Origin of the sequence: Methyloversatilis sp. MC4-4, from assembly GCF_049843555.1 — a bacterium.
Lineage (GTDB): Bacteria > Pseudomonadota > Gammaproteobacteria > Burkholderiales > Rhodocyclaceae > Methyloversatilis > Methyloversatilis discipulorum_B.
Window position 1 is genome coordinate 63,019 of record NZ_JBBHZK010000002.1, and the last position, 23,553, is coordinate 86,571.

Below are 23,553 nucleotides of genomic sequence, written 5' to 3' on the forward strand. Positions count from 1 at the left end.
CTAGAAACGTGTGAAATCGCTTTCGCTCGCGCTTTCAAGCGCCAATCCGCCGCGCGCGTGAACGCTGCGCACCGGAGCGCGGCGCGCGGGCAGTTCATTCGCGGCCTGGCTGGTTGCGAACTTGTCGCCATGCAGGCGGAACACCGACATCGCCTGCTGCAGTTGCTGCGCCTGGCCGCTCATCTCTTCTGCCGTCGCCGCCAGTTCTTCCGACGCCGATGCCGTCTGCTGTACCGTCTGGCTCAGCTGGTTCATCGCGCTGTTGATCTGCGACACGCCACTCGCCTGCTCGCCCGACGCCGCCGAGATCTCCTGCACCAGATCCGACGTCCTCTGGATTGACGGCACCAGCTGTTGCAGTACCTCGCCCGCTCGCGCCGCAACCTTCAGCGACTCGTTCGCCACACCGCCGATCTCCTGCGCCGCAACCTGCGAGCGCTCCGCCAGTTTGCGCACTTCCGTCGCCACCACCGCGAAGCCACGACCGTGACTGCCCGCACGCGCCGCTTCGATCGCCGCGTTCAGCGCCAGCAGATTCGTCTGGTAGGCAATGTCGTCGATGATCGAAATGCGCTCGGCAATCTTGCGCATCGCCTCCACCGTCTGCTTCACCGCTTCACCGCCCTCGGCCGCTTCGCGCGAGGCCTGCGTCGCAATGCCGTCGGTCACCCGTGCGTTCTCGCTGTTCTGGTTCACCGACGCCGACATCTGTTCGATCGACGCCGACGTCTCCTCGACACCCGCCGACTGTTCGCTCGCCCCCTGGCTCAGCGACTGTGCCGTTGCCGACACCTCTTCCGACGCGCTCGCAAGACCGTTGGCGACACCGATGACCTCGCCTATGGTCTGTGACAGACGGTCGCTGGTGCTGTTGATCGAGTTCTTCAGATCCAGCAGCTTGCCGCGATAGTCACCGTGGACACGGGTGCTCAGGTCATTGCGCTCCATCGCCGCCAGCACGGACATCACTTCGTTGACCGGGTTGATCACCGCGTCCAGCGTGTCGTTGATACCCTGCACGATGCGATGGAAGTCTCCCTTGTGCCGACTCGAGTCGGCACGCTTGTCCAGGTCGCCCACGAGCGCGGCGCGGCACAGCATGTCGGTGTCGGCGACCAGCGCCTTGATGTTCCCGCGTACCTGCTCGATGGTGTCGTTGATGAAGGCTTTCTTGCCCGGCAACTGTTCCATCGGTGCATCCATATTCCCTTCGCCGAATGCCTTGAAGCAGGCCATCGCCTTCTTCTTCACCGCGATGTGGCCGGACACCATCTGGTTCACGCCCTGGGCCATGGTCCGATAAGCGCCCTTGAAGCGGCCCTCGTCCATCATCACGTCGATATCGCCACGGTCGTGCTCGGCCGACATGTGGTTCATGTCGGCGATGAAGTTCTTGATGTTGGCGCGCACCTGTTCGATGGTGTCGTTGATGAATGCCTTCTTGCCCGGCAACTGTTCCATCGGCGCATCCATGTTGCCTTCGCCGAATTCCTTGAAACAGGCCATCGCCTTCTTCTTCACCGCGATATGGCCGGACACCATCTGGTTCACGCCGTGCGCCATGGTCCGGTAAGCGCCCTTGAAGCGGGCCTCGTCCATCATCACGTCGATGTCGCCACGGTCGTGCTCGGCCGACATGTGATTCATCTCCGCGATGAAGTCCTTGATGTTGGCGCGCACCTGTTCGATGGTTTCGTTGATGAAGGCCTTCTTGCCCGGCAACTGCTCCATCGGCGCATCCATGTTGCCCTCGCCGAATTCCCTGATGCAGGCCATCGCCGTCTTCTTCACCGCGATGTGGCCGGCCACCATCTGGTTCACCTGTTCGGCGACGACACGGAAGTCTCCGCCGAAGCGGCCAACGTCGATCGTCACGTCGATATCGCCCCTGTCGTGTTCGGCCGACATCCTGCCCATCTGCTCCATCAACAGACCGAGATTCGCCGACACCTGGTTCAGCGAAGCGGCAATGCTGCCCGCCGGAGCGCCGGCAAACCCGGCAGCAGCCGAGAACTCGCCGGCTGCGAGCTTTCCGGCCGCCGCGGCAAGGGCTTCCGGGTCGCCGCCGAACACGCCGTTGCGCAAGCGGAGCAGAAGCCAGCCGGACAAGATCGTCAGGACAACGATCGCGCCGGTCAGCGCCAGAAGCAGCGTGCGCCCTGCACTGGCCGCCTCACTGGCTGCACGCGCATCGGCACCCGAGGCGGCCGACAGTCCGAGAAGCTCGTCCATGCTGCCGAATCCGGACCACACTGCAGCGCCGGCCAGTACGCATAGCGCTGCGCATGCCAAGCCTATGCGGGTCGAGAATTTCACGCCCGAAGCATTTTTCATTATCCAGTTCTCCGATCCATTCGAAGCGATGAACGAGCCAGACCATCCGCCGTCGCGATCGCTGCGCGACGGCAAGCTTTGAAAACAATCAGAATCGGGCGAAATCCGCCTCCGCAGGCATTTCCGACGACGCCATGCCGATGCGTGCCGAAGACGACCGGACCGTCGTCCGACGCGACGACAGGGTCTGCGCCGATGCGTTGTCGCGCAGGCGGAAGAAGGCCATCGCCTGCTGCAGTTGCTGCGCCTGGCCGCTCATCTCTTCTGCCGTCGCCGCCAGTTCTTCCGACGCCGATGCCGTCTGCTGCACCGTCTGGCTCAGCTGACTCATCGCGCTGTTGATCTGCGACACGCCACTCGCCTGCTCGCCCGACGCCGCCGAGATCTCCTGCACCAGATCCGACGTCCTCTGGATCGACGGCACCAGCTGCTGCAGCACCTCGCCCGCTCGCGCCGCAACCTTCAGCGACTCGTTCGCCACACCGCCGATCTCCTGCGCCGCAACCTGCGAGCGCTCCGCCAGCTTGCGCACTTCCGTCGCCACCACCGCAAAGCCCCGACCGTGACTGCCCGCACGCGCCGCTTCGATCGCCGCGTTCAGCGCCAGCAGATTCGTCTGGTAGGCAATGTCGTCGATGATCGAAATGCGCTCGGCAATCTTGCGCATCGCTTCCACCGTCTGCTTCACCGCTTCACCGCCCTCGGCCGCTTCGCGCGAGGCCTGCGTCGCAATGCCGTCGGTCACCCGTGCGTTCTCGCTGTTCTGGTTCACCGATGCCGACATCTGTTCGATCGACGCCGACGTCTCCTCGACACCCGCCGACTGCTCGCTCGCCCCCTGGCTCAGCGACTGTGCCGTCGCCGACACCTCTTCCGACGCGCTCGCAAGACCGTTGGCTCCGCCGTTCACCTCGGACACGACGGATTCAAGCTTGACCACCATATTCTTCATCGCCTGCAGCAGCTGACCGGTTTCATCTTTCGACGTCGCGTCGATGGACATGGTCAGATCGCCTTCTGAAAGACGGTTGGCGACATCGACCGCGACGCCCAGCGGCTTGGTCACGCTGCGGCTGATCAGAAGGCCCAGGGCAATGCCAACGATCATGCCGCCGATGATCAATATGATCATGGTCGTGCGACCGCTCTCGTAGATCTGGGTCGTCTCATTCGACGCCTGCAGGGCGCGCGCCTCCTTCGACTTGGTGAGCGCGGTCAGCGTGTCATCGAGAACGTTCGCATTCTTCCGGACGTTGTCGAGGGTCTCGGTCAGCACCGCATCCTTGTGCGCAAGGTCCTGCGTGCGGATCAGCGTCGTAGCGCGCTGCATCTCCTGCTGATAGGCCGTCCACGTCGAATCGAACACGGAGAAGAGCCGCTTGGCCTCGTCGGTGACGAACAGGTCCTTCGACTTCTGCACATAGTCCTGAATCGCCGCGGAGTACTTGTCGATGGCGGCCAGATGCCGCTCACGCTCCTCCTTCGTATCGGCGAGCAGGGCATTGCCCCGGGCGCGGCCGATGTAGATGAGGTTGATGTTTGCCTCCTTGATGTACGAGAGGCCAAGCAACTCCTTGTAGTAAAGATCATCCGCCAGCGCGTTGATCTTTCCGGAGTTCGAGATTCCGACCCAACCCACAACAGCGGTGATGATCACCAGAGCGACAAACGCGAGAGTCAGTCGGATCCCGATCTTCATGTTGGACAACATGGCTACTACTCCTTCCTTCGACAGCATTCAGAATCGGCCTGGAGCTCCAAGAGTCCGGCAAAGCCAGGTCCGAAAAAATCCATTTCGGTTTCACCCCCGACCTGCAAGGCTCCACCACGTATGCATTACACCTGCGGTCTGGCGCCGTCAGCTCGGCGCGCTCATCTCCCGCGAGTTCTGCCCCTGCATTTCAGTGATGCCCGCCGCGGTCATGCCGGTACTGCCGGCCATCTTCATCAGCCCCGCGACATCGAGGATGAGCGCAATCTCACCGCTGCCGAGAATGGTCGAGCCGCTGACTCCGCGCAGTGCGCTGAACAGCTTGCCGAGCGGGCGGATGACGGTCTGGTGTTCGCCCATCAGTTGATCGACGACGATGCCGGCCTTGGTTTGCCCGAAGTGGACGACCACCACGTTCTCGCGTCGCTCGGGGGCCGGACTGTCGATATCGAAAACCTCGCGCAGCCAGAGCAGCGGCAGCACTTCGCCACGCATGTCCAGATAACCTCGGCTACGGGCGGCATCGCGGATCGAGCCGGCCAGTTCGACGCACTCGACAATCATGTCGACCGGCAGCACGAAGCTCGCCTTGTCGATGCCGACGCGGAAGCCATCGATGATGGCCAGCGTGAGCGGCAGCCGGATCCGGATGCGCGTGCCCTTACCCGGCTCGGTATCGATATCGACCGTGCCGCGCAGCGCTTCGATGTCACGGCGGACCACGTCCATGCCGACGCCGCGGCCCGAAAGATTGCTCACCTGGTCGGCAGTTGAAAAACCGGGGGCAAAGATCAGACGGTCGATCTCGCGCTCGCTGAGCTGGGCGTCCTCGGCCACCAGCCCGCGCTCGATCGCCTTGCGCAGGATCTTCTGACGGTTCAGGCCGCCGCCGTCGTCGGCCACGTCGATCACGATGCTGCCTGCCTCGTGATAGGCGTTCAGCATGACCTTGGCGCGCGCCGGCTTGCCGGCGGCAAGACGGACCTCGGTGGCTTCGATGCCGTGGTCCATCGAGTTGCGGACCAGATGCATCAGCGGATCGCCGATGCGCTCCACCACGGTCTTGTCCAGATCGGTCTCGCCACCGCTGATCTGCAGCTCGATGTCCTTGCCCAGCTCGCGACTGACGTCGCGCACGACGCGCTGGAAGCGCTGGAAGGTGGCGCCGATCTGCACCATGCGCAGCGACAGCGCCTGGTCGCGCACCTCCTCGACCAGACGCGTAAGTACTTCGCTCGCTTCCGTGAGTTGAGCCTGGGCAAGCATCTGCGCAACGTTCTGCACGCCGGCGCTGGCCACCACCAGTTCGCCGACCAGCTCGATCAGCTGGTCGAGCTTGTCCGCGTCGATGCGCAGCGAACGGGCTTCCTGCGCCTTGGTGTCCTTGACCTGCTTCTGCTTGACGAGCGCAGCGTCGACCACGCCGGCGCCCACCGCTCCGCTCTCGATCAGTATCTCGCCCAGCTGCGGCGGTGCTGCCGACGGTCCGCCATCACCTTCAGCGCTGACGGCGGACGCCGCTTCCGACTGCAACGACAGGCCGCGATCGAGTTCGGCGCGGGTCAGCGCGCCGCTGAGCACGAGCATCTCGCCCAGCTTCAGCTCGTCCTCGGGCAGCGCACGCAGAACGCTGATGTACTCGGAAATCTGCGAGCGCGGCGGAATGATGTGAAGCACGCATTCGTCGCGAACGAACTCGAACACGCCCTCGATCTCCGCCTTCGACGCCTCGCTGCGGAAGTCGATCTCGAAGCCGAGGTAGCAGGACTCCGGGTCAAGTTGCAGCCACTGAGGCAGCGCGTCGAACAGGGTGTCGAGGTGAACGATTTCACCCAGCGTGCACAGATACCTTATGAAGGACAGCGGATCCATGCCGCCGCGCAGAACGTCGGCCCCAAAGCGGATCGACAGATGCCAGTTCTCGTTCGCGCAACTGTCGGAAACAGCCGACTCGCTGCGGCTGACATCCGCCGAAGCAGCGACCACGGCTGTCGCGGCGGGCTTGTCCGGCTGCTTGCCAAGCAAGGCAAGCAGGGCCGCCATCTGCGCTTCACCCTCTGCGCGCTGGGCGGCGTCGAGTTCGCGCTTTTCGGCCACCGCGCGCACCAGCGCGCCGATATGGTCCTTGTTGCGCAGAAGCAGGCCGATCACGTCATTGCTGACCTGCATCTGGCCGTCGCGGACGCGGTCGAGCACGCTTTCGACCTCGTGCGTGAAATGAACGACATCGTCGAATCCGAACACGCCCGCCGTACCCTTGATGGTGTGCGCCGCGCGGAAGATATCGTTGATCAGTTCGTCGTTGTCCGGCTCGCTTTCAAGCTGCAGCAGGGATTCCTCCATCCGCGTCAGCAGTTCGTCCGCTTCGGCGAAGAAGGCCTCGAGGGCAGGTTCGAGATTCATCGGTGAATTCCTCGTCCTGTTCAGGCAGCCTGCGCCGGCATCACCAGCGGGTCGCCGAACACGTGGCTCAACTGCAGCAGTTCCATCACTTCGAGCATGGCTTCGCTGTGCGCCACCAGTTCGAAACTGTGCCCCTGCTTCTCGGCCGCCCGTTTGGCTGCCAGCAGCAACTGCACGCCGCTGCTGTCCACCTCGCTGACCTGCGCAAGATTGACGCGCAGATCGCGCCGTTCCGACAGCGCACGCGTCAGGAAGCCGTAGGCTTCTGCAGCACCGTATATGGTCAGTTCGCCGACCACCTTAAGTTCGGTCACGTCACCGTCGTCGGTGCGTTCGATTTCCATGTCGTCGGCTCCGCTTCGCTTCAGGGCAGGCAGAGCTTGGACACGGCCATCAGCATCTGGTCCGGCTTGAACGGCTTCACCATCCACGCCTTGGCGCCGGCCGCCTGGCCTTCGGCCTTCTTCGACTCCTGGTTCTCGGTGGTCAGCATGATGACCGGCGTGAACTTGTAGGCCGGCAGCTTGCGCATTTCCTTGACGAAGGTGATGCCGTCCATGTTCGGCATATTCACGTCGCTTACCACGAGGTGCACCTTCTGGCCGGTGAGCTTGGACAGCGCGTCCTTGCCGTCGCAGGCCTCGAATACGTCATAGCCCGCGCCCTTCAGCGCGATGCTGACCACCTGGCGCAATGACGACGAGTCATCCACGACCATGATTGTCTTTGCCATGTGTCACTACTCCTCAAAAGAAAACGAGATCGTCGCTGGCCGTGCTGGACGCACCACCCGAGCCGCCGTGATTGCCGCGCTCTTCGGGCGTGGTGTAGCTGCGTTCGAGGTTGGCGACCAGCGGCCGCAAGTCGGGCGCCTGATCGGCGGGGATGGCGGCCACCTGCTGCTCCAGTTCATCCAGGCTTTCGCAGACGTGGGCGAGTACCTGGTCGATGCGATCCTGGAACTGCAGGTGCGGCAGGGTTTCAGCGATCTCGTGCTGGATGCCTTCTGCCTGGCGGCGCAATTCGGCGTTGGACGCGGCCAGCACGTCGAGCAGCCCGGAGAAATCGCCGAGCACCCCCTGGATGCTGGCTTCGGAAACCTTGAAGGATTCGATGTCGCGGCTGGTCGAGCTCTCGACCAGACGAGCAGACGCCAGGATGGCGTCGCTGACCAGCTTCGCCTTCTCGGCGATCTTCTTGCCGGTATCGCCCGACGCCGTCGACAGCTTGCGCACCTCGTCGGCCACGACGGCAAAGCCGCGACCGGCCTCACCGGCGCGGGCGGCTTCGATGGCGGCGTTGAGGGCAAGCAGATTGGTCTGGTCAGCAACCTGCTGCACCGAGGTTGCCATGCCGCGCAGATCGTCTGCGTAACTGGCCAGTTCGCGTATCTGCGCGAGCACGAGATTCTTGTCTGTGAGCGCGCCGGACATGCTGTCCAGCACCTGGGTAAGCTGCGTCTGGGAAGTCTTGAGTACGGTATCCACACCGCCTTGCGCAGCCGACGATCCCGCTCCGGACGAGGCTGCAACGGCCGCATCTAGCTTGGATACGAGACCGGAGAAGCGCTGGATCAGCTCGCCGATGGCCACCTCGGCCTGCTTGCGCACGCCGTTGATCTGTCGCTTCCAGATCGGCGCCGCCTCGGACGACACCAGTACCAGACTGCCGTGCAAGGCTTGCGCAAGCGGATCGGGTTCCGGTGCTCGCTGGGCGACCGCAGCGGGTGCGACCACATCGCGGCGACCGAGCACGATCATTGACCACAGGAGACCGCAGCCCGCGGCGATGCCGACCGTCAGACGCACCCAGAGAGGCATTTCGATCGGCGCAACCGCCCAGGCTCCGACCAGCGTTGCGACCACCGTGTGGGTCACGCTGACTATCGTTCTGTTCAACTCACTCTCCCGTTTCGCATGGCAGACATTGACGGGCCGGGCCTTGTTACATATGTAATTGACACTGTGGCCACGTTCAGGCTAACGGTCTGAACGCCCATGGACTTTAGGTCGCCCGGACGCCTTTTTTTAATTGTTCACATACCGGGAGGAACCGCGGGGCGGCGGGAATTTCTCCCGCCTCATCCGGCGGCCGCGCACTGTGGATATCCGACATCGGCGGCCGCAGCCATGAACGTATGATTGCTGCTGATACTCGTCGGCGGCGTTTGCACCACCAGGGCCCCAGTCCCAGATGAACAGTCCTTCGTTCGTGTCCACAATCCGTCCTCGCGCAACCCCGGTCGCAGCCCCCGGCTGGTACTGGATGGTGCCGCGCGTCGCCATCGCGCTCTTCCTGCTGGCCATCGGCACGCTGGTGTGGTGGCTGCACCGAAACGATCTGGACGAGCAGCGCGCGACGATGATCAACGACGTGCTGTGGATGGAGCAGGACCTGCGCTTCCATCTCGACCGCAATGCCGAGCAGATGGCGCAGATCGGGCGCGAGGCGGCCGACGGCCGGCTCGATGCGCGGGTGATCGAGGCACGCCAGCGCAACATGATCGCCAACGGCCACGGCCTGCTGCGCGTCGATACCCTCGCGCACATCGACGGCGAAGATCCGGATCTGTCCGGCCCGGCGCGGCTGGCGGAGCAGCTCGGCCGCGCCGCCTACCTGCCGCCCTACGCGACCGCCGACGGCGACGTGCATTTCGACGTGCTGGTGCCGCTCGGGGGCGGTCAGGGCTGGATGCGCGGCACCTACTCGATCGAACAGATGCTGTCGCAATCGGTGCCCTGGTGGTTCGCCGAGCGCTACAAGCTGGACGTGATCGACAACACCGAAGCGGTGTTGGCCAGCAAGTCCAAAGTGGCGGCCGAACATGACGAAATGAATTACGCGCTGGTGTTCGACCCACCCGGCCACGGCCTGCGGCTGCGTGTCACCGCCTACCGCAGCGAAACCCGTCTGTTGCCGGCGCTGCTGGTGGTCACCATCGTCGGTCTGGCGTTCACGATGCTGTGGAGTCTGTGGGCGCTGCGTCGCCACCTGGTGCGCAGGCTCGAAGCCGAACAGGCGCTGCGCGAGGAACACACCTTCCGTTCGGCGATGGAGAATTCGCTCAGCATCGGTCTGCGCGCGCGCGATCTGAGCGGCCGCATCACACACGTGAACCCGGCCTTCTGCCGCATGGTCGGCTGGAGCGCCGAGGAACTGATGGCGATGCGCCCACCCATGCCCTACTGGGCGCCGGAAGAGGCCGAACACATCCGTGCGCTGCACGACGGCATCCTGGCCGGCGGCGCGACTTCGCACGAAGCGCTGGAACTGAAGTTCATCCGCCGCAATGGGGAGCGCTTCGACGTACTCATTTCGGAGGCGCCGCTGGTCGACGCCGACGGCCGTCACGTCGGCTGGATGAGTTCGGTGCTCGACATCACCGAACGCAAGCAGGCCGAGGAGCTGTACCGGCAGCAGCAGGAAAAGCTGCAGTTCACCGGCCGTCTGATCACCATGGGCGAAATGGCCTCGACGCTGGCGCACGAACTGAACCAGCCGCTGTCGGCCATCGCCAGCTACAGCACGGCCTGCCTGAACATGGTCGATAACGGCAGCGGCTCGCTGGCCGACCTGAAGGAGCCGCTGGCGAAGATGAACGCGCAGGCACGCCGTGCCGGCACCATCATCCGCCGCGTGCACGAATTCGTCCGCCGCTCCGAGCCGAAGCGCGTCGCCTGTTCTCTGAACGACGTGGTCGAGGAAGCGCTGGGCCTGATCGAGGCGGATGCACGCAAGCGCGACATCCGCATTTCCAGCTCGCTGGCCGGCGCCCTGCCCGCGGTCAGCGCCGATCGCGTCATGATCGAACAGGTCTTGCTGAACCTGATCCGCAACGGCATGGACGCGATGGCCGCCTGCCCGCCCGAGCGGCGGCGCCTGCTGATACAGACCAGCGCCGACGCCGAAGGCGTGCAGGTGTCGGTGCGCGACAGCGGCAGCGGCATCCCGCCGGAAGTGGCGGACAAGCTGTTCGCCCCCTTCTTCACCACCAAGCCGGACGGCATGGGCATGGGCCTCAACATCTGCCGCTCCATCGTCGAACTGCACCGCGGCCGGCTGTGGTTCGAATCCGCCGACGGCGGCGGTACCGTGTTCATCCTGAAACTGCCGGCCGGGGAGTGAAGCCGATGAGCCAGATCTTCATCGTCGACGACGACGAAGCCATCCGCGACGCGCTGGGCTGGCTGTTCCGTTCGCGCGGCCACACGGTGCGCACCTGGCCGTCGGCCGAGGCGCTGATCGGCAGTGGCGAGATCGCGCATTGCGGCTGTCTGCTGCTGGACATCCGCATGGACGGCATGAGCGGGCTCGAACTGTTCGGCTGGCTGCACGAGCACGGCCACGACATGCCGGTCATCTTCCTGACCGGCCACGGCGACGTGCCGATGGCGGTCGGCGCGATCAAGCAGGGCGCCTTCGATTTTGTCGAGAAGCCGTTCAACGACAACGAACTGGTGGACCGCGCGCTGGCCGCGCTGGACATGCACCAGCAACAGCTGTCGAAGCGCGCCGCCGCACAGGCCATCGAGGAGCGTGTCGCCCAGCTCACGCAGCGCGAGATCGAAGTGATGGAGCGCGTGCTGGCCGGCCAGATGAACAAGGTGATCGCCAGCGACCTCGGCGTCACCATGCGCACCGTGGAAGTCCATCGCGCCCGCATCTTCGAGAAGATGGGCGTGCGGTCCGCGGTGGAACTGGCGCAGGTACTGGCGGCGAGGAAGTAGCGCCGCGCACATTCACCGCCGCTGTCGGGGTCGGAAGACCCCTCCCACAGAGTTCCGGTCCAGGCGCCGGCGGTGGGGCGGGCGCAACCCCTGTGGGAGCGGCCTTGGCCGCGACAGGGCCGCTGCGACCCGCCGGCTTCGATGCAGAGTGCCGTCGGGGTCAGCAGCCCCCACGGAAACCCGGGTTCCGGGGTGGGGACCGGACTACAGACCTGCCGCGTCGTCCAGCGTGGCGGCGGCGCCCCTGCAGACCATGTGCGCCAGACCGCCGCACTCGCTGAGCACGTGATCGGCATAGAAGCGCGCGGTGACGATTTTTGCGCGCAGGAAGTCGGCATCGCCGTCACCGGCGGTCAGACGCTGCTGCGCCAGCAGGGCACCTCGCGCCAGCTGCCAGCCGCCCGCCACGCGGCCGAACAGCATCAGCAGGGGCACTGCGCCGGCCAGCGCGGCGCGCACATCGCTGCGCCAGTGCGCGACGACGAAATCGACGCTGCGTTCGAGCGCCGACGCCGCCTCGCCCAGCGGCGCTGACAGCGCCTGCAGCGGTGCAGCATCGAGCGCCGCGACGACATCGCGCATGTCGGCGATCACCGCGCGCGCGGCCGCACCGCCGTCGCGCGCGATCTTGCGGCCGACCAGATCATTGGCCTGTATGCCGGTCGTGCCCTCGTAGATATTGGTGATGCGCGCGTCGCGCAGGTACTGCGCGGCGCCGGTTTCCTCGACATAGCCCATGCCGCCGTGCACCTGCACGCCGAGCGAGGCAATCTCGTTCGCGGTTTCGGTGCTCCAGCCCTTGACCAGCGGAATCATCAGTTCGACGAAGGCCTGGGCGCGCGTGCGTTCGGCCTCGTCCGCGTGGCGCGCTGCGCGATCGCGAGCCGCCGCGGTGACCGCGGCCAGCGCGCGCATCGCCTCGACCTGCGACTTCATGCGCAGCAGCATGCGGCGCACGTCCGGGTGGCGCACGATGGCCACGCTGCCGCCGCCCTTCACGCCCGCCTCGCCGCCCTGACGCCGCTCGTTGGCGTACTCGCGCGCCTGCTGGAAAGCACGCTCGGCCACCGCGATGCCCTGCAGGCCAACCGCGTAGCGCGCGGCGTTCATCATGATGAACATGTACTCGATGCCGCGGTTCTCTTCGCCGCACAGCCAGCCGGTGGCGCCGCCGGCATCGCCGAAGGCCATCACGCAGGTCGGGCTGGCATGTATGCCCAGCTTGTGTTCGAGCGACACACAGCGCACGTCGTTGCGCGCACCCGGATTGCCGTCGGCGTCGGGAATGAACTTGGGCACGATGAACAGCGAAATGCCCTTGACCCCGTCAGGCGCGCCCGGCGTGCGCGCCAGCACCAGATGCACGATGTTGGACGCCAGTTCGTGCTCGCCGAAGGTGATGAATATCTTCTGCCCGAATACACGGTAACTGCCGTCGGGCTGCGGCTCGGCGCGGCTGCGCACGGCCGCCAGATCGGAACCGGCCTGCGGCTCGGTCAGATTCATGGTGCCGGTCCATTCGCCACTCACCATGCGTTCGAGATACAGCGCCTTCTGTTCGTCGGAGCCGCACAGCGCCAGCGCCTCGATGGCGCCCGCGGTCAGCAGCGGACACAGCGAGAACGCCATATTGGCGCCCATCACCATCTCCTGGATCTGAGCCACCACAAGGTGCGGCATGCCGGCGCCGCCGTGCGCCGGGTCACAGCCCATGCCGTTCCAGCCGTTGTCGGCATAGGCGCGATAGGCCTCGGCGAATCCGTCGGGCATGGCGACGCGACCGTCGTCGCCGAGCTTCGCGCCGACACGATCCCCCACCCGATTCAGCGGCGACAGCACCTCGCCGGTGAAGCGGGCCGCCTCCTCCAGCACGGCGTCAACGACGTCCGGACTGGCGTCCTCGTAGCCGGGCAAGGTCACCACTTCGTTCAGGCCAGCCAGTTCCAGCGCAAAACGCATGTCCCGCAGCGGCGCGACGTATTCGCTCATGAGCCTCTCCTCCATCGGGCTCTGGCGGCCCTCGAAATTGATCAATGACGGTCGCGGGCGGATGCCGCCCGCGGTAGATCAGTCCAGTGCCTGCACCAGCTGCGGCACCAGTTCGAACAGGTCGCCGACCAGACCGTAGTCGGCCACCTGGAAGATGGGTGCGTCCGCATCCTTGTTGATGGCGACGATCACCTTCGAATCCTTCATGCCGGCCAGGTGCTGGATGGCACCCGACAGCCCGACTGCAATGTAGAGATCCGGCGCAACGATCTTGCCGGTCTGGCCGACCTGGTAATCGTTCGGTGCGTAACCGGAATCGACGGCGGCGCGGCTGGCGCCGAGTGCGGCGCCGAGCCGGTCGGCCAGCGGTTCGAGCACGGCGTGATAGGACTCGGCACTGCCCAGCCCGCGTCCGCCGGACACGACGACGCGCGCGGCACCCAGTTCCGGGCGGGCCGACTGCGACAGTTCCTGCGACACATGGGCGGACAGGCCGCTGGCTGCCGGCGGCGTCACCGCCTCGACCGGTGCGGCACCGCCGCTCGCCGACAGCGGGTCGAAGGCGGTCGCGCGCACCGTGATCACCTTGACCGTATCGCCGCTCTGCACCGTGGCCAGCGCATTGCCGGCGTAGATCGGGCGCACGAAGGTGTCCGCCGACACCACCTCGACGATGTCGGAAATCTGCGCCACGTCGAGTGTGGCCGCAACACGGGGCATGAAGTTCTTGCCGAAGCTGCCGGCCGGTGCCAGTACGTGGCTGTGGCCGGTGGCGACCGCCAGCACCGCCGCTGCAAGGTCTTCCGCGGCGGGGTGAGCCAGATGAGCGGCATCGGCGCTCAGCACCTTCGCAACACCCGGCACCGCTGCCGCCGCAGCGGCTGCGCCGGCGCAGTCGCTGCCGGCGACCAGCACGGTGATGTCGCCGCCGATCTTCGCCGCGGCGGCCAGGGTGTTCAGCGTGGCCGGGCGCAGGCCGGCGTTGTCGTGTTCTGCAATGACCAGAATGCTCATGACGGGGTCCTCAGCGCAGCACTTTGGCTTCGTCGCGCAGCTTCGCGACCAGTTCGGCCACCGAGGCCACCTTGATACCGGCCTGACGCTTCGGCGGCTCGGCCACCTTCAGCGTTTTCAGGCGCGGCGCGACATCGACGCCCAGTTCGTCCGGCGTCACCGTGTCGAGCGGCTTCTTCTTCGCCTTCATGATGTTGGGCAGGCTGGCGAAGCGTGGTTCGTTCAGCCGCAGGTCGGTGGTGACCACCGCCGGCAGCGCCACGCTGACCGTTTCCAGGCCGCCGTCGATTTCGCGCGTCACGGTCGCACGGCCGTCGGCGACGCCGACCTTGGACGCGAAGGTGGCCTGCCCCCAGCCGAGCAGCGCGGCCAGCATCTGGCCGGTCTGGTTGGCGTCATCGTCGATCGCCTGCTTGCCGCAGATCACCAGCTGCGGCTGTTCGCGACCGGCCACCGCCTTGAGCAGCTTGGCCACCGCCAGCGGTTGCAGTTCGACATCGGTATTCACATGGATCGCGCGGTCGGCACCCAGTGCCAGTGCAGTGCGCAGCGTATCGACGCAGCCGGCGACGCCGCAGGACACCGCGACCACCTCGGTTGCCACGCCCGCCTCCTTCAACCGCACCGCCTCTTCCACCGCGATCTCGTCGAACGGATTCATCGACATCTTCACGTTCGCCGTTTCAACGCCGCTGCCATCGGCGGCAACGCGGATCTTCACGTTGTAATCGATCACCCGTTTGACCGGGACCACAATCTTCATGCCTGTGCCTCCTGTTGCCGCTCACGGTTCCACGCACCCATACGGATGCGTATGTTCAGTCCATACGCTAGCGTATGCTTCACTTCAAGGTCAACAACGCCGCAGGAATACCGCCATGCCCGACACCGCCGCCCGCCCGCAGACCGACCGCGACACCTGGGTGCGAGCGGCCACCCAGACCCTGGCCGACAGCGGTGTGGACGGCATACGGGTGGAGACGCTGGCGCGCGGTCTCGGCCTGACCAAGGGCAGCTTCTACTGGCACTTCAAGGACCGCCGCGCCCTGCTCGACGCGGTGCTGGAGCACTGGCGCGACGGCCGCATCGACGACATCCGCAACCGCACGCAATCTGCGCCCGGCGACGAGATCGCGCAACTGCAGCATGTGATCGACACCTACAGTCTGGCGCGCAACCGCCGCGGCATGCAGGTCGAACTGGCGCTGCGCGACTGGGCGCGCCACGACGAAGCGGCGCGCGCCGCCGTCGACGAGGTGGACAGCGTGCGGCTGGAATGCGCGGCCGCGCTGTTCCGCGCCGCCGGCTGCGGCGCCGACGAAGCGACCAATCGCAGCCTGCTGTTGTATGCCTATGTGTTCGGCCTGGGCATGATGGATGTCCCGCGAGACACGGCGCGACCGGCGGCGGCACGCCAGTTCATCGCCAACCTGATCACGGGTCGTTGATATTTTGCAAAACAATGCCGCGCGGCCGTCATCGTTCGCACGGGATAATTGATGCAATGCCGCATCCGTGCGGGCCTACAACAGAACAGAACGCAGAAAGGAAAACCGATGTCCTTCCCGGCACCCGAAATCTTCAAGGCCTACGACATCCGCGGCATCGTGGACAAGACGCTGACCGCCGACGCGGTGCGCGCCATCGGCCACGCACTGGGCTCCGAGGCGGTGAAGCGCGGTCAGCGCGCCATCGCCGTCGGCCGCGACGGCCGCCTGTCCGGCCCTGAACTGGCGGGCGCGCTGGCCGAAGGCATCAATGCCGCCGGCGTCGACGTGCTGGACATCGGCTGCGTGCCGACGCCGCTGTCCTACTTTGCCGCCTTCGACCTCGGCACCGACAGCGCGGTCAGCGTGACCGGCAGCCACAACCCGCCCGAGTACAACGGCCTGAAGATGGTGCTGGGCGGTCAGACGCTGTACGGCGACATGATCCAGGACCTGCGCCGCCGCATCGTCGACAACGATCTGGTGCACGGCCAGGGCACCACCCGCCACGCCGACGTGCGCGACACCTACATCACCCGCGTCACCAGCGACGTGAAGCTCAAGCGCCGGATGAAGGTGGTGATCGACTGCGGCAACGGCGTCGCCGGTGACATCGCGCCACGCCTGTTCGAAGCGCTGGGCTGCGAGGTCGTGCCGCTGTTCTGCGAAGTGGACGGCAATTTCCCCAACCACCACCCGGACCCGTCCAAGCCGGAAAATCTGGAAGACGTGATCCGCGTGCTGGCCGCTGGCGACGCCGAAATCGGCCTCGCTTTCGACGGCGACGGCGACCGCCTGGGCGTGGTCACCCGCGACGGCGAAATCATCTACCCGGACCGCCAGCTCATGCTGTTCGCCGCCGACGTGCTGTCGCGCCAGCCCGGCGCGCAGATCGTCTACGACGTCAAATGCACCCGCCTGCTGGCACCGTGGATCCGCGAACACGGCGGCGAGCCGGTCATGTGGAACACCGGCCACGCACTGATCAAGGCCAAGCTGAAGCAGAGCGGCGCTGCGCTGGCTGGCGAGATGAGCGGCCACATGTTCTTCAAGGAGCGCTGGTTCGGTTTCGACGACGGCCTGTACGCCGGTGCCCGTCTGCTGGAAATCCTGTCCGCCGCGCCGGACGGCAACGCGGTGCTGAAGGCGCTGCCGACCGCCACCTCGACGCCCGAACTGAATCTGAAGATGAACGAGGGCGAACCGCACGCGCTGATCGCCGAAATGCAGAAATCGGCGGTTTTCGATGGCGCCCGCGACATCATCAAGATCGACGGCCTGCGCGTCGAATACGCCGACGGTTTCGGGCTGATGCGGGCGTCGAACACGACGCCGGTGGTCGTGCTGCGCTTCGAGGCGGACGACGCCACGGCGCTCGAACGCATCCAGGCGGATTTCCGCCGCGTGCTCGGCAGCGCCCGCCCGGACCTCGCCCTGCCCTTCTGAGCGCCCCCCTTCCCCGGCGCCCGGTCGGGTGCCGGTTTCCGGCGCTCGGCCGACGCCGTCATCGCCGTGAAATAAACCCCGCTCGCACCCTAAATGTGGCGGCCGGCATGCCGACAACAGAAGCATGCTCACTGCCGCCACAAACAACATCTACGTAGGCCGCCAGCCCATACTGGACCGGAGCCAGGCACTCTACGCCTACGAGTTGCTGTTCCGCTCCGGGAACGTCGAACAGGCCGAATTTCACTGCGACGTCAGCGCCACCGCGCGGGTGATCACCTCGGTGTTCAACGAACTCGGTCTCGAACAGGCGCTGGGCGACGCTTTCGGCTTCATCAACGTCAGCGAGGACATGCTGATGTCCGAGGCGCTCGAACTGCTGCCGGCGGACAAGATCGTCATCGAACTGCTTGAAACCGTTCCGCCAAAGCCTGCAGTCATCGCGCGGGCACGCGAACTGGTGCGCAAAGGCTTCCGGCTGGCGCTCGACGACGTGCTCGATCTGGAAGAGGACTACAAGCCGCTGATCGAGATCGCGTCCTTCATCAAGATCGACCTGCTGGGCGTCGCCCCCGACGCGCTGCCCGATCTGGTCGAACGCTTCCGGCCCTATTCGGCCAAGCTGCTGGCCGAGAAGGTCGACAGCGCCGAACAGGCCCGGCGCTGCCACGAGCTCGGCTTCGCCTATTTCCAGGGCTATTTCTTCGCCCGCCCGAGCGTGCTGAGCACCCGCACGCTGAGCGCAGGCGAAACGACCCTGCTGCGTCTGCTCGGCATGGTGATCGGCGACGCCGACACGTCGGCAATGGAACCGCTGATCAAGCAGGAGCCGGCGCTGCTGGTAAACCTGATGCGCATCACCAATTCGGTCGGCAGCGGCAGCAAGCGCCAGATATCGACCGCACGCGAGGCGATCACGCTGCTCGGTCGCCGTCAGCTGCAGCGCTGGCTGCAGCTGCTGTTGTTCTGTACGCAGGGCAGCGGCAAGGCGCACACGCCGCTGCTCAACATGGTGGCGACCCGCGCACGCACGATGGAACTGCTCGCCGAGCGCTGCGACATGCGTGACGGCGACCCCGACAGCGCTTTCCTGACCGGCATCCTGTCGCTGCTGCCGGCGCTGCTCGGCGTGTCGATGGACGAAGTGCTGAAGACGCTGACTGTCGATCGCTGCATCCACAGCGCGTTGACCGACGGCTCGGGCACGCTGGGCGCACTGCTCCGGCTGCTGCGCTGCTGGGAGGAAGACGCCACGACCGACTTCGCCGCCACGCTGGCCGCTCTGCCGCCGCTGAGCGGCGAAGATTTCACCGTTGCCGTGTCCGAAGCCATGGGGTGGGCCGCCGGCCTCGGACAATGACTGCCGGAAAGACGCAGCAATGATTTCCCGTACACATGCCATCGAACGCCTGTTCGCCGCGGCCGGCCAGTTGCCGAGCATTCCGCGCGTCGTACAGAAGATGATCGAGACACTGCGCGACGAAGATGCCGATCTGCTGCCACTGATCGGCGAGATCCGCACCGACCCGACCATTTCCGCGCGTGTGCTGAAACTTGCCAACTCGGGCTATTACGGCAGCCGCCGTGCAGTAGGGTCGATCGACGAGGCGGTGTCGCTGATCGGCACGCGCGCAATGCGCACGCTGGTGATCTCTGCCGGCGTCAGCAGCAGTTTTCCCAAGGTGCCGGGCGTCGACCTGCAGTCGTTCTGGCGCCACGCGCTGCTGACCGCATCGATCACATCGCAGCTGGCGCGACGCGCCAGCGAGAACGCCGAGCGCGCCTACAGCGCCGGCCTGATGCTGCGCGTCGGCCAGCTGATGATCCACATCGCCTTCCCGCGCGTCGCAGACGAAATCCTGCGCGAATGCCAGGGGCTGGGCATGAGCGAGCGCGCGACGGTGGAACAGCACAAGCTGAACACCCATCACTGCGAGGTCGGTGCCGAACTGGCGATGCGCTGGAACTTCCCGGACGATATTGCAGCCGCGCTCGAGTACTACTGCCAGCCGCGCAATCCGGACGCCAGTCTGCTCGCCCGTCTGGCCCATCTGGCCGCGCAGTGCGCCTTCGAACTCGAACAGCAGACCGCGCCCGAGGACATCGTGCAGCGGCTCGACAACACGGTGACCGACATGTGCGGACTCGACCCCGCCGGCATCCTGCAGGACATCCGCAGCTGCGCGGAGCGCGCGGCCGGTGACCACCAGGCGGACTGAAGGCGTCCGGCCCGCGCAGCGATGAAAAATGCCGCCCGAGGGCGGCATTTTCGTTACGGGGGTCAGCGCATCTTCGGATTCAGCGTGCCGCGGTTGTAGTCCTTGTCACCGGGCAGGATGGTGCGGGTGCCGAACCAGCCGCCCTGCGCACCCTCAGGCCGCAGGTGATTCTGCGGGTAGGTGTCGGCCACCTTCTTCGCCTCGGCCTGCTTCGCCGCGTCGACGAAGCGCCAGCGGCCGTCCGGCATCAGTTCGACCTTCTCGCCGGCGGCGGTGGTCGCCTCGATCACCACGCCCTCGCCGGCCAGCGCGCCGGCCGACACCAGCGCCATCAGCAACACTGCAACGGTTTTCATCCGAGCTTTCCTTCCACCCATTTGCCGACACCGGCCAGCGCCGCCGGCAGGTTCTCCGGCTGGGTGCCACCCGCCTGCGCCATGTCCGGCTTGCCGCCGCCCTTGCCACCGACCTGCCCGGCGACGAAATTGACCAGTTCGCCGGCCTTCACCTTCGCCGTCAGATCCGGCGTTACACCGGCGATCAGGCTCACCTTGCCCTCGTTCACCGCGGCCAGCACGATGGCGGCCGAGCCGAGCTTGTCACGCAGCTTGTCCAGCGTTTCACGCAGTGCCGGTACGTCGGCCCCTTCCATCACCGCGGCCAGCACCTTGGCGCCGCCGACAGCGACGGCCTGCGCCGCCAGCTCGTCGCCCTGGCTGGCGGCGAGCTTGCTCTTCAGGCGGGCGATCTCCTTTTCCAGCGCGCGCACGTTGTCGATCACCTGGGCGATCTTGGCCGGCAGCTCAGTGGCCGGCGCCTTGAACGCGGCGGCCGCTTCCGACACCAGCCTGTCCTGACGCTGCACGAAAGCCACCGCGTTCTCGCCGGTGATGGCCTCGACGCGGCGGATGCCGGCGGCCACGCCCGCCTCTACCGTGATCTTGAACAGGCCGATGTCGCCGGTGCGTGCGACGTGGGTGCCGCCGCACAACTCACGCGACGAACCGATGTCCAGCACGCGCACCTCGTCGCCGTACTTCTCGCCGAACAGCATCATGGCGCCCGACTTCTGCGCGTCCTCGATGCCCATCACGCGCGCCTGGGTGGCGGCGTTGGCAAGGATTTCGGCATTGACGATGCGCTCGACGCGGGTGATCTCGTCGTCGGTCATCGGCGCGGTATGCACGAAGTCGAAACGGGTCTTGTCAGCGTCGACCAGCGAGCCCTTCTGCTGCACGTGATCACCGAGCACCTCGCGCAAGGCCTTGTGCATCAGGTGGGTGACCGAATGGTTGCGTGCGGTCGCGGCGCGGGCACGCACATCGACGCGCGCGCTCACGCTGTCGCCGACCGCGATACGGCCAGTACCGACCACGCCGTGGTGACCGAACACCGCGGCCTGGATCTTCAGCGTGTCCTCGACCTTGAAGATGCCCTGCGCCGCGCGCAGTTCGCCGCGATCGCCGACCTGACCGCCGGACTCGGCGTAGAACGGGGTTTCGTCGAGCACGACGACGCCCAGTTCACCCTCGTGCAGTTCGCTCACCGGCGCGCCATCGCGGTACAGCGCGACCACCTTGCCGGCCGCCTCCAGCGTGTCGTAGCCGCGGAAGGTCGTCTGCACGCCGTCGTATTCCAGCGCGGTCGCCATCTTGAACTTGCCGGCAGCGCGCGCCTGTTCCTTCTGTCGCGCCATCGCGGCGTCGAAGCCGGCGGTATCGAGGCCAACTCCATGCTCGCGGCAAATGTCCGCCGTCAGATCAACCGGGAAGCCGTAGGTATCGTGCAAGAGGAACGCGATATCCCCCGGAAAGGTATGAACGTCGCTGGCAACTCCGGGCACAAGGCCTTCGACTACGAACCCTGGGCCATAGCCGTATTGACGCAACGTAGCAAACAGAATCTCCATCCCCTTTTCTAGCGTGACGAAGAAGCGTTCCTCCTCCTGCCGCAGCACGTCCATTACCTTCTGCTGCGCCGCCGCCAGATCCGGGTAGGCGGCACCCATCTGCGCCACCAGGTCCGGCACCATGCGGTGGAAGAAGGCGGCGCGCGCGCCCAGCTTGTAGCCGTGGCGGATGGCGCGGCGGATGATGCGGCGGAGCACGTAGCCGCGGCCTTCGTTGCCCGGGATGACGCCGTCGGCGATCAGGAAGGAACAGGCGCGGATGTGGTCGGCCAGCACCTTCAGCGACGGATTGTCGAGGTCGGTGGTGTTAGTTTCGCGCGCGGCCGCCGCGATCAGCGCGACGAAAAGATCGATCTCGTAATTGCTGTGCACGCCCTGCAGCACGGCGGCGATGCGCTCCAGACCCATGCCGGTATCCACGCTGGGCTTGGGCAGCGGATGCAGCACGCCCGCCTCGTCGCGGTTGTACTGCATGAACACGTTGTTCCAGATTTCGATGAAACGGTCACCGTCCTCATCCGGCGAACCCGGCGGGCCGCCCGGAATATCGGCGCCGTGGTCGTAGAAGATTTCGGTACACGGGCCGCAGGGGCCGGTGTCGCCCATCATCCAGAAGTTGTCCGAGGCGTAGCGCGCGCCCTTGTTGTCGCCGATGCGGATGACGCGCTCGGCCGGCACGCCGATCTCCTTCGTCCAGATGTCGAAGGCTTCGTCGTCCTCGGCATAGACCGTGATCGTGAGCTTGTCTTTCGGCAGCTTGAACACTTCGGTCAGCAGTTCCCATGCAAACGCGATGGCGTCGCGCTTGAAGTAGTCGCCGAAGCTGAAATTGCCCAGCATTTCGAAGAAGGTGTGGTGGCGCGCGGTGTAGCCGACGTTTTCGAGATCGTTGTGCTTGCCGCCGGCGCGCACGCATTTCTGCGAGGTGGTGGCGCGGTTGTAGCTGCGCTTGTCGAAGCCGAGGAACACGTCCTTGAACTGGTTCATGCCGGCGTTGGTGAACAGCAGCGTCGGGTCCTCGTGCGGCACCAGCGAGCTGGAAGCCACGATCTGGTGGCCCTTGGAAGCGAAGAAATTCAGGAAGGCGGAGCGGATATCGGCGCTGTTCATGGTCGGCAATCAGGATTTCAGGGCGCGCGCTGCGGCGCGAAAACAGTCGCGGATTCTAGCATTCGCGCCGCCGCCGGCCTGATGGCCGTGGCAGCGTCAGACGCTGACCGGCGTGGCGCTCGCGCCGGCCACCTCGGCGACGATGCGGCAGGAACGCAGCCGCAGCGCAAAGTCGTGGATGTCGGTCACCACCATCAGCTCGTCCGCACCGGTGCGCTCGACCAGTGATTCGAGGCCCCGGCGCACCGTATCCGGCCCGCCGACCACCGCTTCGGCGAGGAAGGCATCGACCGACGCCTTCTCGTGCCCGGCCCAGAGCGGCGTCATGTCGGCCACCGGCGGGCGCAGCCGCAGCGACTCGCCACGCATCAGCGCCAGCACGCGCTGCTGCGTCGAGGTGGCAAGCCAGCGTGCCTCGCCGTCACTGTCGGCGGCAACCACCGGCACGCCCAGCATCAGGTGCGGGCGGTCGAGCACGACCGACGGCCGGAACAGTTCGCGGTACATGCGTGCCGCTTCCAGCATCATGCGAGGCGCGAAATGGGCGGCGAAGGCATAGGGCAGGCCCAGCTGGGCCGCCAGCTGCGCGCTGAACAGGCTGGAGCCGAGCAGCCACACTGGCACTTCCGTGCCCTCGCCCGGCATCGCGCGCACCGCCTGACCGGGCTGCGCCGGGGCCAGCAAGGCACGCAGCTCCGCCACCTGCTCCGGGAAGTCGTCGCCGTTGCCCGCCAGATCGCGGCGCAGGGCGCGCATGGTCGCGCGGTCGGCGCCCGGCGCACGGCCGAGCCCCAGGTCGATGCGCCCCGGGTAAAGCGTCGCCAGCGTGCCGAAGTTTTCCGCCACCACCAGCGGTGCGTGATTGGGCAGCATGACGCCGCCCGAGCCGACGCGGATGCGCGAGGTCTGGCCCGCCACGTGGCCGATCAGCACCGCGGTCGCCGCGCTGGCGATGCCGTCCATATTGTGGTGCTCGGCCAGCCAGTACCGCCGGAAGCCGAGTTGCTCGACGTGGCGCGCCAGTGCGACGGATTCCTGCAGCGCATCGGCCACGCTGCCGCCGTGGCGCACCGGCACCAGATCGAGCATGGACAGCGGAATCTTGAATGAGTCGGACATCGGAACTCCAGCTTGAAAACGGTGCGACAGGATGGGGGCACGGCGCGCAGCGACCTGCCGCGGCGGCATGAAGGCAGAACACGCA

19 protein-coding genes are annotated in these 23,553 nt (G+C 66.1%); 7 read left to right on the top strand and 12 right to left on the bottom strand.

The annotated features are described in order from the left end of the window. Positions 1-2,232: a methyl-accepting chemotaxis protein gene (locus tag WDZ97_RS07175; RefSeq protein WP_304006046.1), complete on the bottom strand. Its 2,232-nt coding sequence runs from the start codon at positions 2,230-2,232 to the stop codon at positions 1-3. Here WDZ97_RS07175 and WDZ97_RS07180 point away from each other — a divergent pair. Then, positions 2,231-2,416, top strand: a complete 186-nt coding sequence (locus tag WDZ97_RS07180) for a hypothetical protein (protein WP_304006043.1) — start codon at positions 2,231-2,233, stop codon at positions 2,414-2,416. The genes WDZ97_RS07175 and WDZ97_RS07180 overlap by 2 nt on opposite strands. Positions 2,417-2,422: 6 nt before the next feature. On the opposite strand, the gene WDZ97_RS07185 is transcribed toward WDZ97_RS07180, so the two are convergent. From WDZ97_RS07185 to WDZ97_RS07205, 5 genes are all read right to left on the bottom strand, one after another. Further along, positions 2,423-4,072, bottom strand: a complete 1,650-nt coding sequence (locus WDZ97_RS07185) for a methyl-accepting chemotaxis protein (protein WP_425762290.1) — start codon at positions 4,070-4,072, stop codon at positions 2,423-2,425. A 120-nt stretch (positions 4,073-4,192) separates the two neighbouring features. Then, the gene (locus WDZ97_RS07190; protein WP_304006038.1) at positions 4,193-6,448 is read right to left on the bottom strand and encodes a chemotaxis protein CheA; all 2,256 of its coding nucleotides are present in this window, start codon (positions 6,446-6,448) and stop codon (positions 4,193-4,195) included. Between the two features lie 20 nt (positions 6,449-6,468). Then, positions 6,469-6,792, bottom strand: coding sequence for an STAS domain-containing protein (locus tag WDZ97_RS07195; RefSeq protein ID WP_304006036.1), 324 nt, complete (start codon positions 6,790-6,792; stop codon positions 6,469-6,471). 20 nt (positions 6,793-6,812) lie between these two features. Then, complete coding sequence (locus WDZ97_RS07200) at positions 6,813-7,181, bottom strand: response regulator (RefSeq protein ID WP_024300513.1); 369 nt, start codon at positions 7,179-7,181, stop codon at positions 6,813-6,815. A 13-nt stretch (positions 7,182-7,194) separates the two neighbouring features. Next, entirely contained in the window at positions 7,195-8,346 is a 1,152-nt protein-coding gene (locus WDZ97_RS07205; protein WP_304006032.1) for a methyl-accepting chemotaxis protein, read from the bottom strand. 295 nt (positions 8,347-8,641) lie between these two features. Here WDZ97_RS07205 and WDZ97_RS07210 point away from each other — a divergent pair, with 295 nt between their 5' ends. Both WDZ97_RS07210 and WDZ97_RS07215 read left to right on the top strand, forming a co-directional pair. Further along, the gene (locus tag WDZ97_RS07210) at positions 8,642-10,573 is read left to right on the top strand and encodes a sensor histidine kinase (RefSeq protein WP_425762291.1); all 1,932 of its coding nucleotides are present in this window, start codon (positions 8,642-8,644) and stop codon (positions 10,571-10,573) included. Positions 10,574-10,578: 5 nt separating this feature from the next. After that, positions 10,579-11,175, top strand: coding sequence for a response regulator transcription factor (locus WDZ97_RS07215; RefSeq protein ID WP_425762292.1), 597 nt, complete (start codon positions 10,579-10,581; stop codon positions 11,173-11,175). Between the two features lie 204 nt (positions 11,176-11,379). Here WDZ97_RS07215 and WDZ97_RS07220 read toward each other — a convergent pair whose 3' ends face one another. From WDZ97_RS07220 to WDZ97_RS07230, 3 genes are all read right to left on the bottom strand, one after another. Beyond that, complete coding sequence (locus WDZ97_RS07220; protein WP_425762293.1) at positions 11,380-13,164, bottom strand: acyl-CoA dehydrogenase; 1,785 nt, start codon at positions 13,162-13,164, stop codon at positions 11,380-11,382. A gap of 78 nt (positions 13,165-13,242) precedes the next feature. Next, the gene (locus tag WDZ97_RS07225; protein ID WP_425762294.1) at positions 13,243-14,178 is read right to left on the bottom strand and encodes an electron transfer flavoprotein subunit alpha/FixB family protein; all 936 of its coding nucleotides are present in this window, start codon (positions 14,176-14,178) and stop codon (positions 13,243-13,245) included. A gap of 10 nt (positions 14,179-14,188) precedes the next feature. Beyond that, positions 14,189-14,941 (bottom strand): electron transfer flavoprotein subunit beta/FixA family protein, encoded by a 753-nt coding sequence (locus WDZ97_RS07230; RefSeq protein ID WP_019918690.1) that lies wholly within the window; start codon positions 14,939-14,941, stop codon positions 14,189-14,191. 115 nt (positions 14,942-15,056) lie between these two features. Between WDZ97_RS07230 and WDZ97_RS07235 the strand changes: the two genes are divergently transcribed. The 4 genes from WDZ97_RS07235 (at position 15,057) to WDZ97_RS07250 (ending at position 19,330) form a co-directional block, all read left to right on the top strand. Continuing rightward, positions 15,057-15,626 (top strand): TetR/AcrR family transcriptional regulator, encoded by a 570-nt coding sequence (locus WDZ97_RS07235; protein WP_304006020.1) that lies wholly within the window; start codon positions 15,057-15,059, stop codon positions 15,624-15,626. 108 nt (positions 15,627-15,734) lie between these two features. Continuing rightward, the gene (locus WDZ97_RS07240) at positions 15,735-17,111 is read left to right on the top strand and encodes a phosphomannomutase/phosphoglucomutase (protein ID WP_425762295.1); all 1,377 of its coding nucleotides are present in this window, start codon (positions 15,735-15,737) and stop codon (positions 17,109-17,111) included. 124 nt (positions 17,112-17,235) lie between these two features. Beyond that, complete coding sequence (locus tag WDZ97_RS07245; RefSeq protein WP_425762296.1) at positions 17,236-18,471, top strand: EAL and HDOD domain-containing protein; 1,236 nt, start codon at positions 17,236-17,238, stop codon at positions 18,469-18,471. Between the two features lie 19 nt (positions 18,472-18,490). After that, complete coding sequence (locus tag WDZ97_RS07250; RefSeq protein WP_425762297.1) at positions 18,491-19,330, top strand: HDOD domain-containing protein; 840 nt, start codon at positions 18,491-18,493, stop codon at positions 19,328-19,330. A gap of 62 nt (positions 19,331-19,392) precedes the next feature. On the opposite strand, the gene WDZ97_RS07255 is transcribed toward WDZ97_RS07250, so the two are convergent. From WDZ97_RS07255 to WDZ97_RS07265, 3 genes are all read right to left on the bottom strand, one after another. Next, positions 19,393-19,686, bottom strand: a complete 294-nt coding sequence (locus WDZ97_RS07255) for a hypothetical protein (RefSeq protein ID WP_425762298.1) — start codon at positions 19,684-19,686, stop codon at positions 19,393-19,395. Then, positions 19,683-22,349, bottom strand: coding sequence for an alanine--tRNA ligase (alaS, locus tag WDZ97_RS07260; protein ID WP_425762299.1), 2,667 nt, complete (start codon positions 22,347-22,349; stop codon positions 19,683-19,685). Before alaS ends, WDZ97_RS07255 begins: the two co-directional genes overlap by 4 nt. Positions 22,350-22,445: 96 nt before the next feature. Continuing rightward, positions 22,446-23,468 (bottom strand): LLM class flavin-dependent oxidoreductase, encoded by a 1,023-nt coding sequence (locus tag WDZ97_RS07265; RefSeq protein ID WP_425762300.1) that lies wholly within the window; start codon positions 23,466-23,468, stop codon positions 22,446-22,448. Positions 23,469-23,553 lie beyond the last annotated feature (85 nt).

Excerpts from the sequence above, each read along its gene's own strand:
- WDZ97_RS07235 (WP_304006020.1), top strand. The coding sequence starts at position 15,057 with ATGCCCGACACCGCCGCCCGCCCGCAGACCGACCGCGACACCTGGGTG.
- WDZ97_RS07215 (WP_425762292.1), top strand. The coding sequence starts at position 10,579 with ATGAGCCAGATCTTCATCGTCGACGACGACGAAGCCATCCGCGACGCG.
- WDZ97_RS07210 (WP_425762291.1), top strand. The coding sequence starts at position 8,642 with ATGAACAGTCCTTCGTTCGTGTCCACAATCCGTCCTCGCGCAACCCCG.
- WDZ97_RS07175 (WP_304006046.1), bottom strand. The coding sequence starts at position 2,232 with ATGGACGAGCTTCTCGGACTGTCGGCCGCCTCGGGTGCCGATGCGCGT.
- WDZ97_RS07190 (WP_304006038.1), bottom strand. The coding sequence starts at position 6,448 with ATGAATCTCGAACCTGCCCTCGAGGCCTTCTTCGCCGAAGCGGACGAA.
- WDZ97_RS07225 (WP_425762294.1), bottom strand. The coding sequence starts at position 14,178 with ATGAGCATTCTGGTCATTGCAGAACACGACAACGCCGGCCTGCGCCCG.
- WDZ97_RS07240 (WP_425762295.1), top strand. The coding sequence starts at position 15,735 with ATGTCCTTCCCGGCACCCGAAATCTTCAAGGCCTACGACATCCGCGGC.
- WDZ97_RS07255 (WP_425762298.1), bottom strand. The coding sequence starts at position 19,686 with ATGAAAACCGTTGCAGTGTTGCTGATGGCGCTGGTGTCGGCCGGCGCG.
- WDZ97_RS07220 (WP_425762293.1), bottom strand. The coding sequence starts at position 13,164 with ATGAGCGAATACGTCGCGCCGCTGCGGGACATGCGTTTTGCGCTGGAA.
- WDZ97_RS07250 (WP_425762297.1), top strand. The coding sequence starts at position 18,491 with ATGATTTCCCGTACACATGCCATCGAACGCCTGTTCGCCGCGGCCGGC.
- alaS (WP_425762299.1), bottom strand. The coding sequence starts at position 22,349 with ATGAACAGCGCCGATATCCGCTCCGCCTTCCTGAATTTCTTCGCTTCC.
- WDZ97_RS07185 (WP_425762290.1), bottom strand. The coding sequence starts at position 4,072 with ATGCTGTCGAAGGAAGGAGTAGTAGCCATGTTGTCCAACATGAAGATC.
- WDZ97_RS07200 (WP_024300513.1), bottom strand. The coding sequence starts at position 7,181 with ATGGCAAAGACAATCATGGTCGTGGATGACTCGTCGTCATTGCGCCAG.
- WDZ97_RS07195 (WP_304006036.1), bottom strand. The coding sequence starts at position 6,792 with ATGGAAATCGAACGCACCGACGACGGTGACGTGACCGAACTTAAGGTG.
- WDZ97_RS07230 (WP_019918690.1), bottom strand. The coding sequence starts at position 14,941 with ATGAAGATTGTGGTCCCGGTCAAACGGGTGATCGATTACAACGTGAAG.
- WDZ97_RS07180 (WP_304006043.1), top strand. The coding sequence starts at position 2,231 with ATGCTGCCGAATCCGGACCACACTGCAGCGCCGGCCAGTACGCATAGC.
- WDZ97_RS07245 (WP_425762296.1), top strand. The coding sequence starts at position 17,236 with ATGCTCACTGCCGCCACAAACAACATCTACGTAGGCCGCCAGCCCATA.
- WDZ97_RS07265 (WP_425762300.1), bottom strand. The coding sequence starts at position 23,468 with ATGTCCGACTCATTCAAGATTCCGCTGTCCATGCTCGATCTGGTGCCG.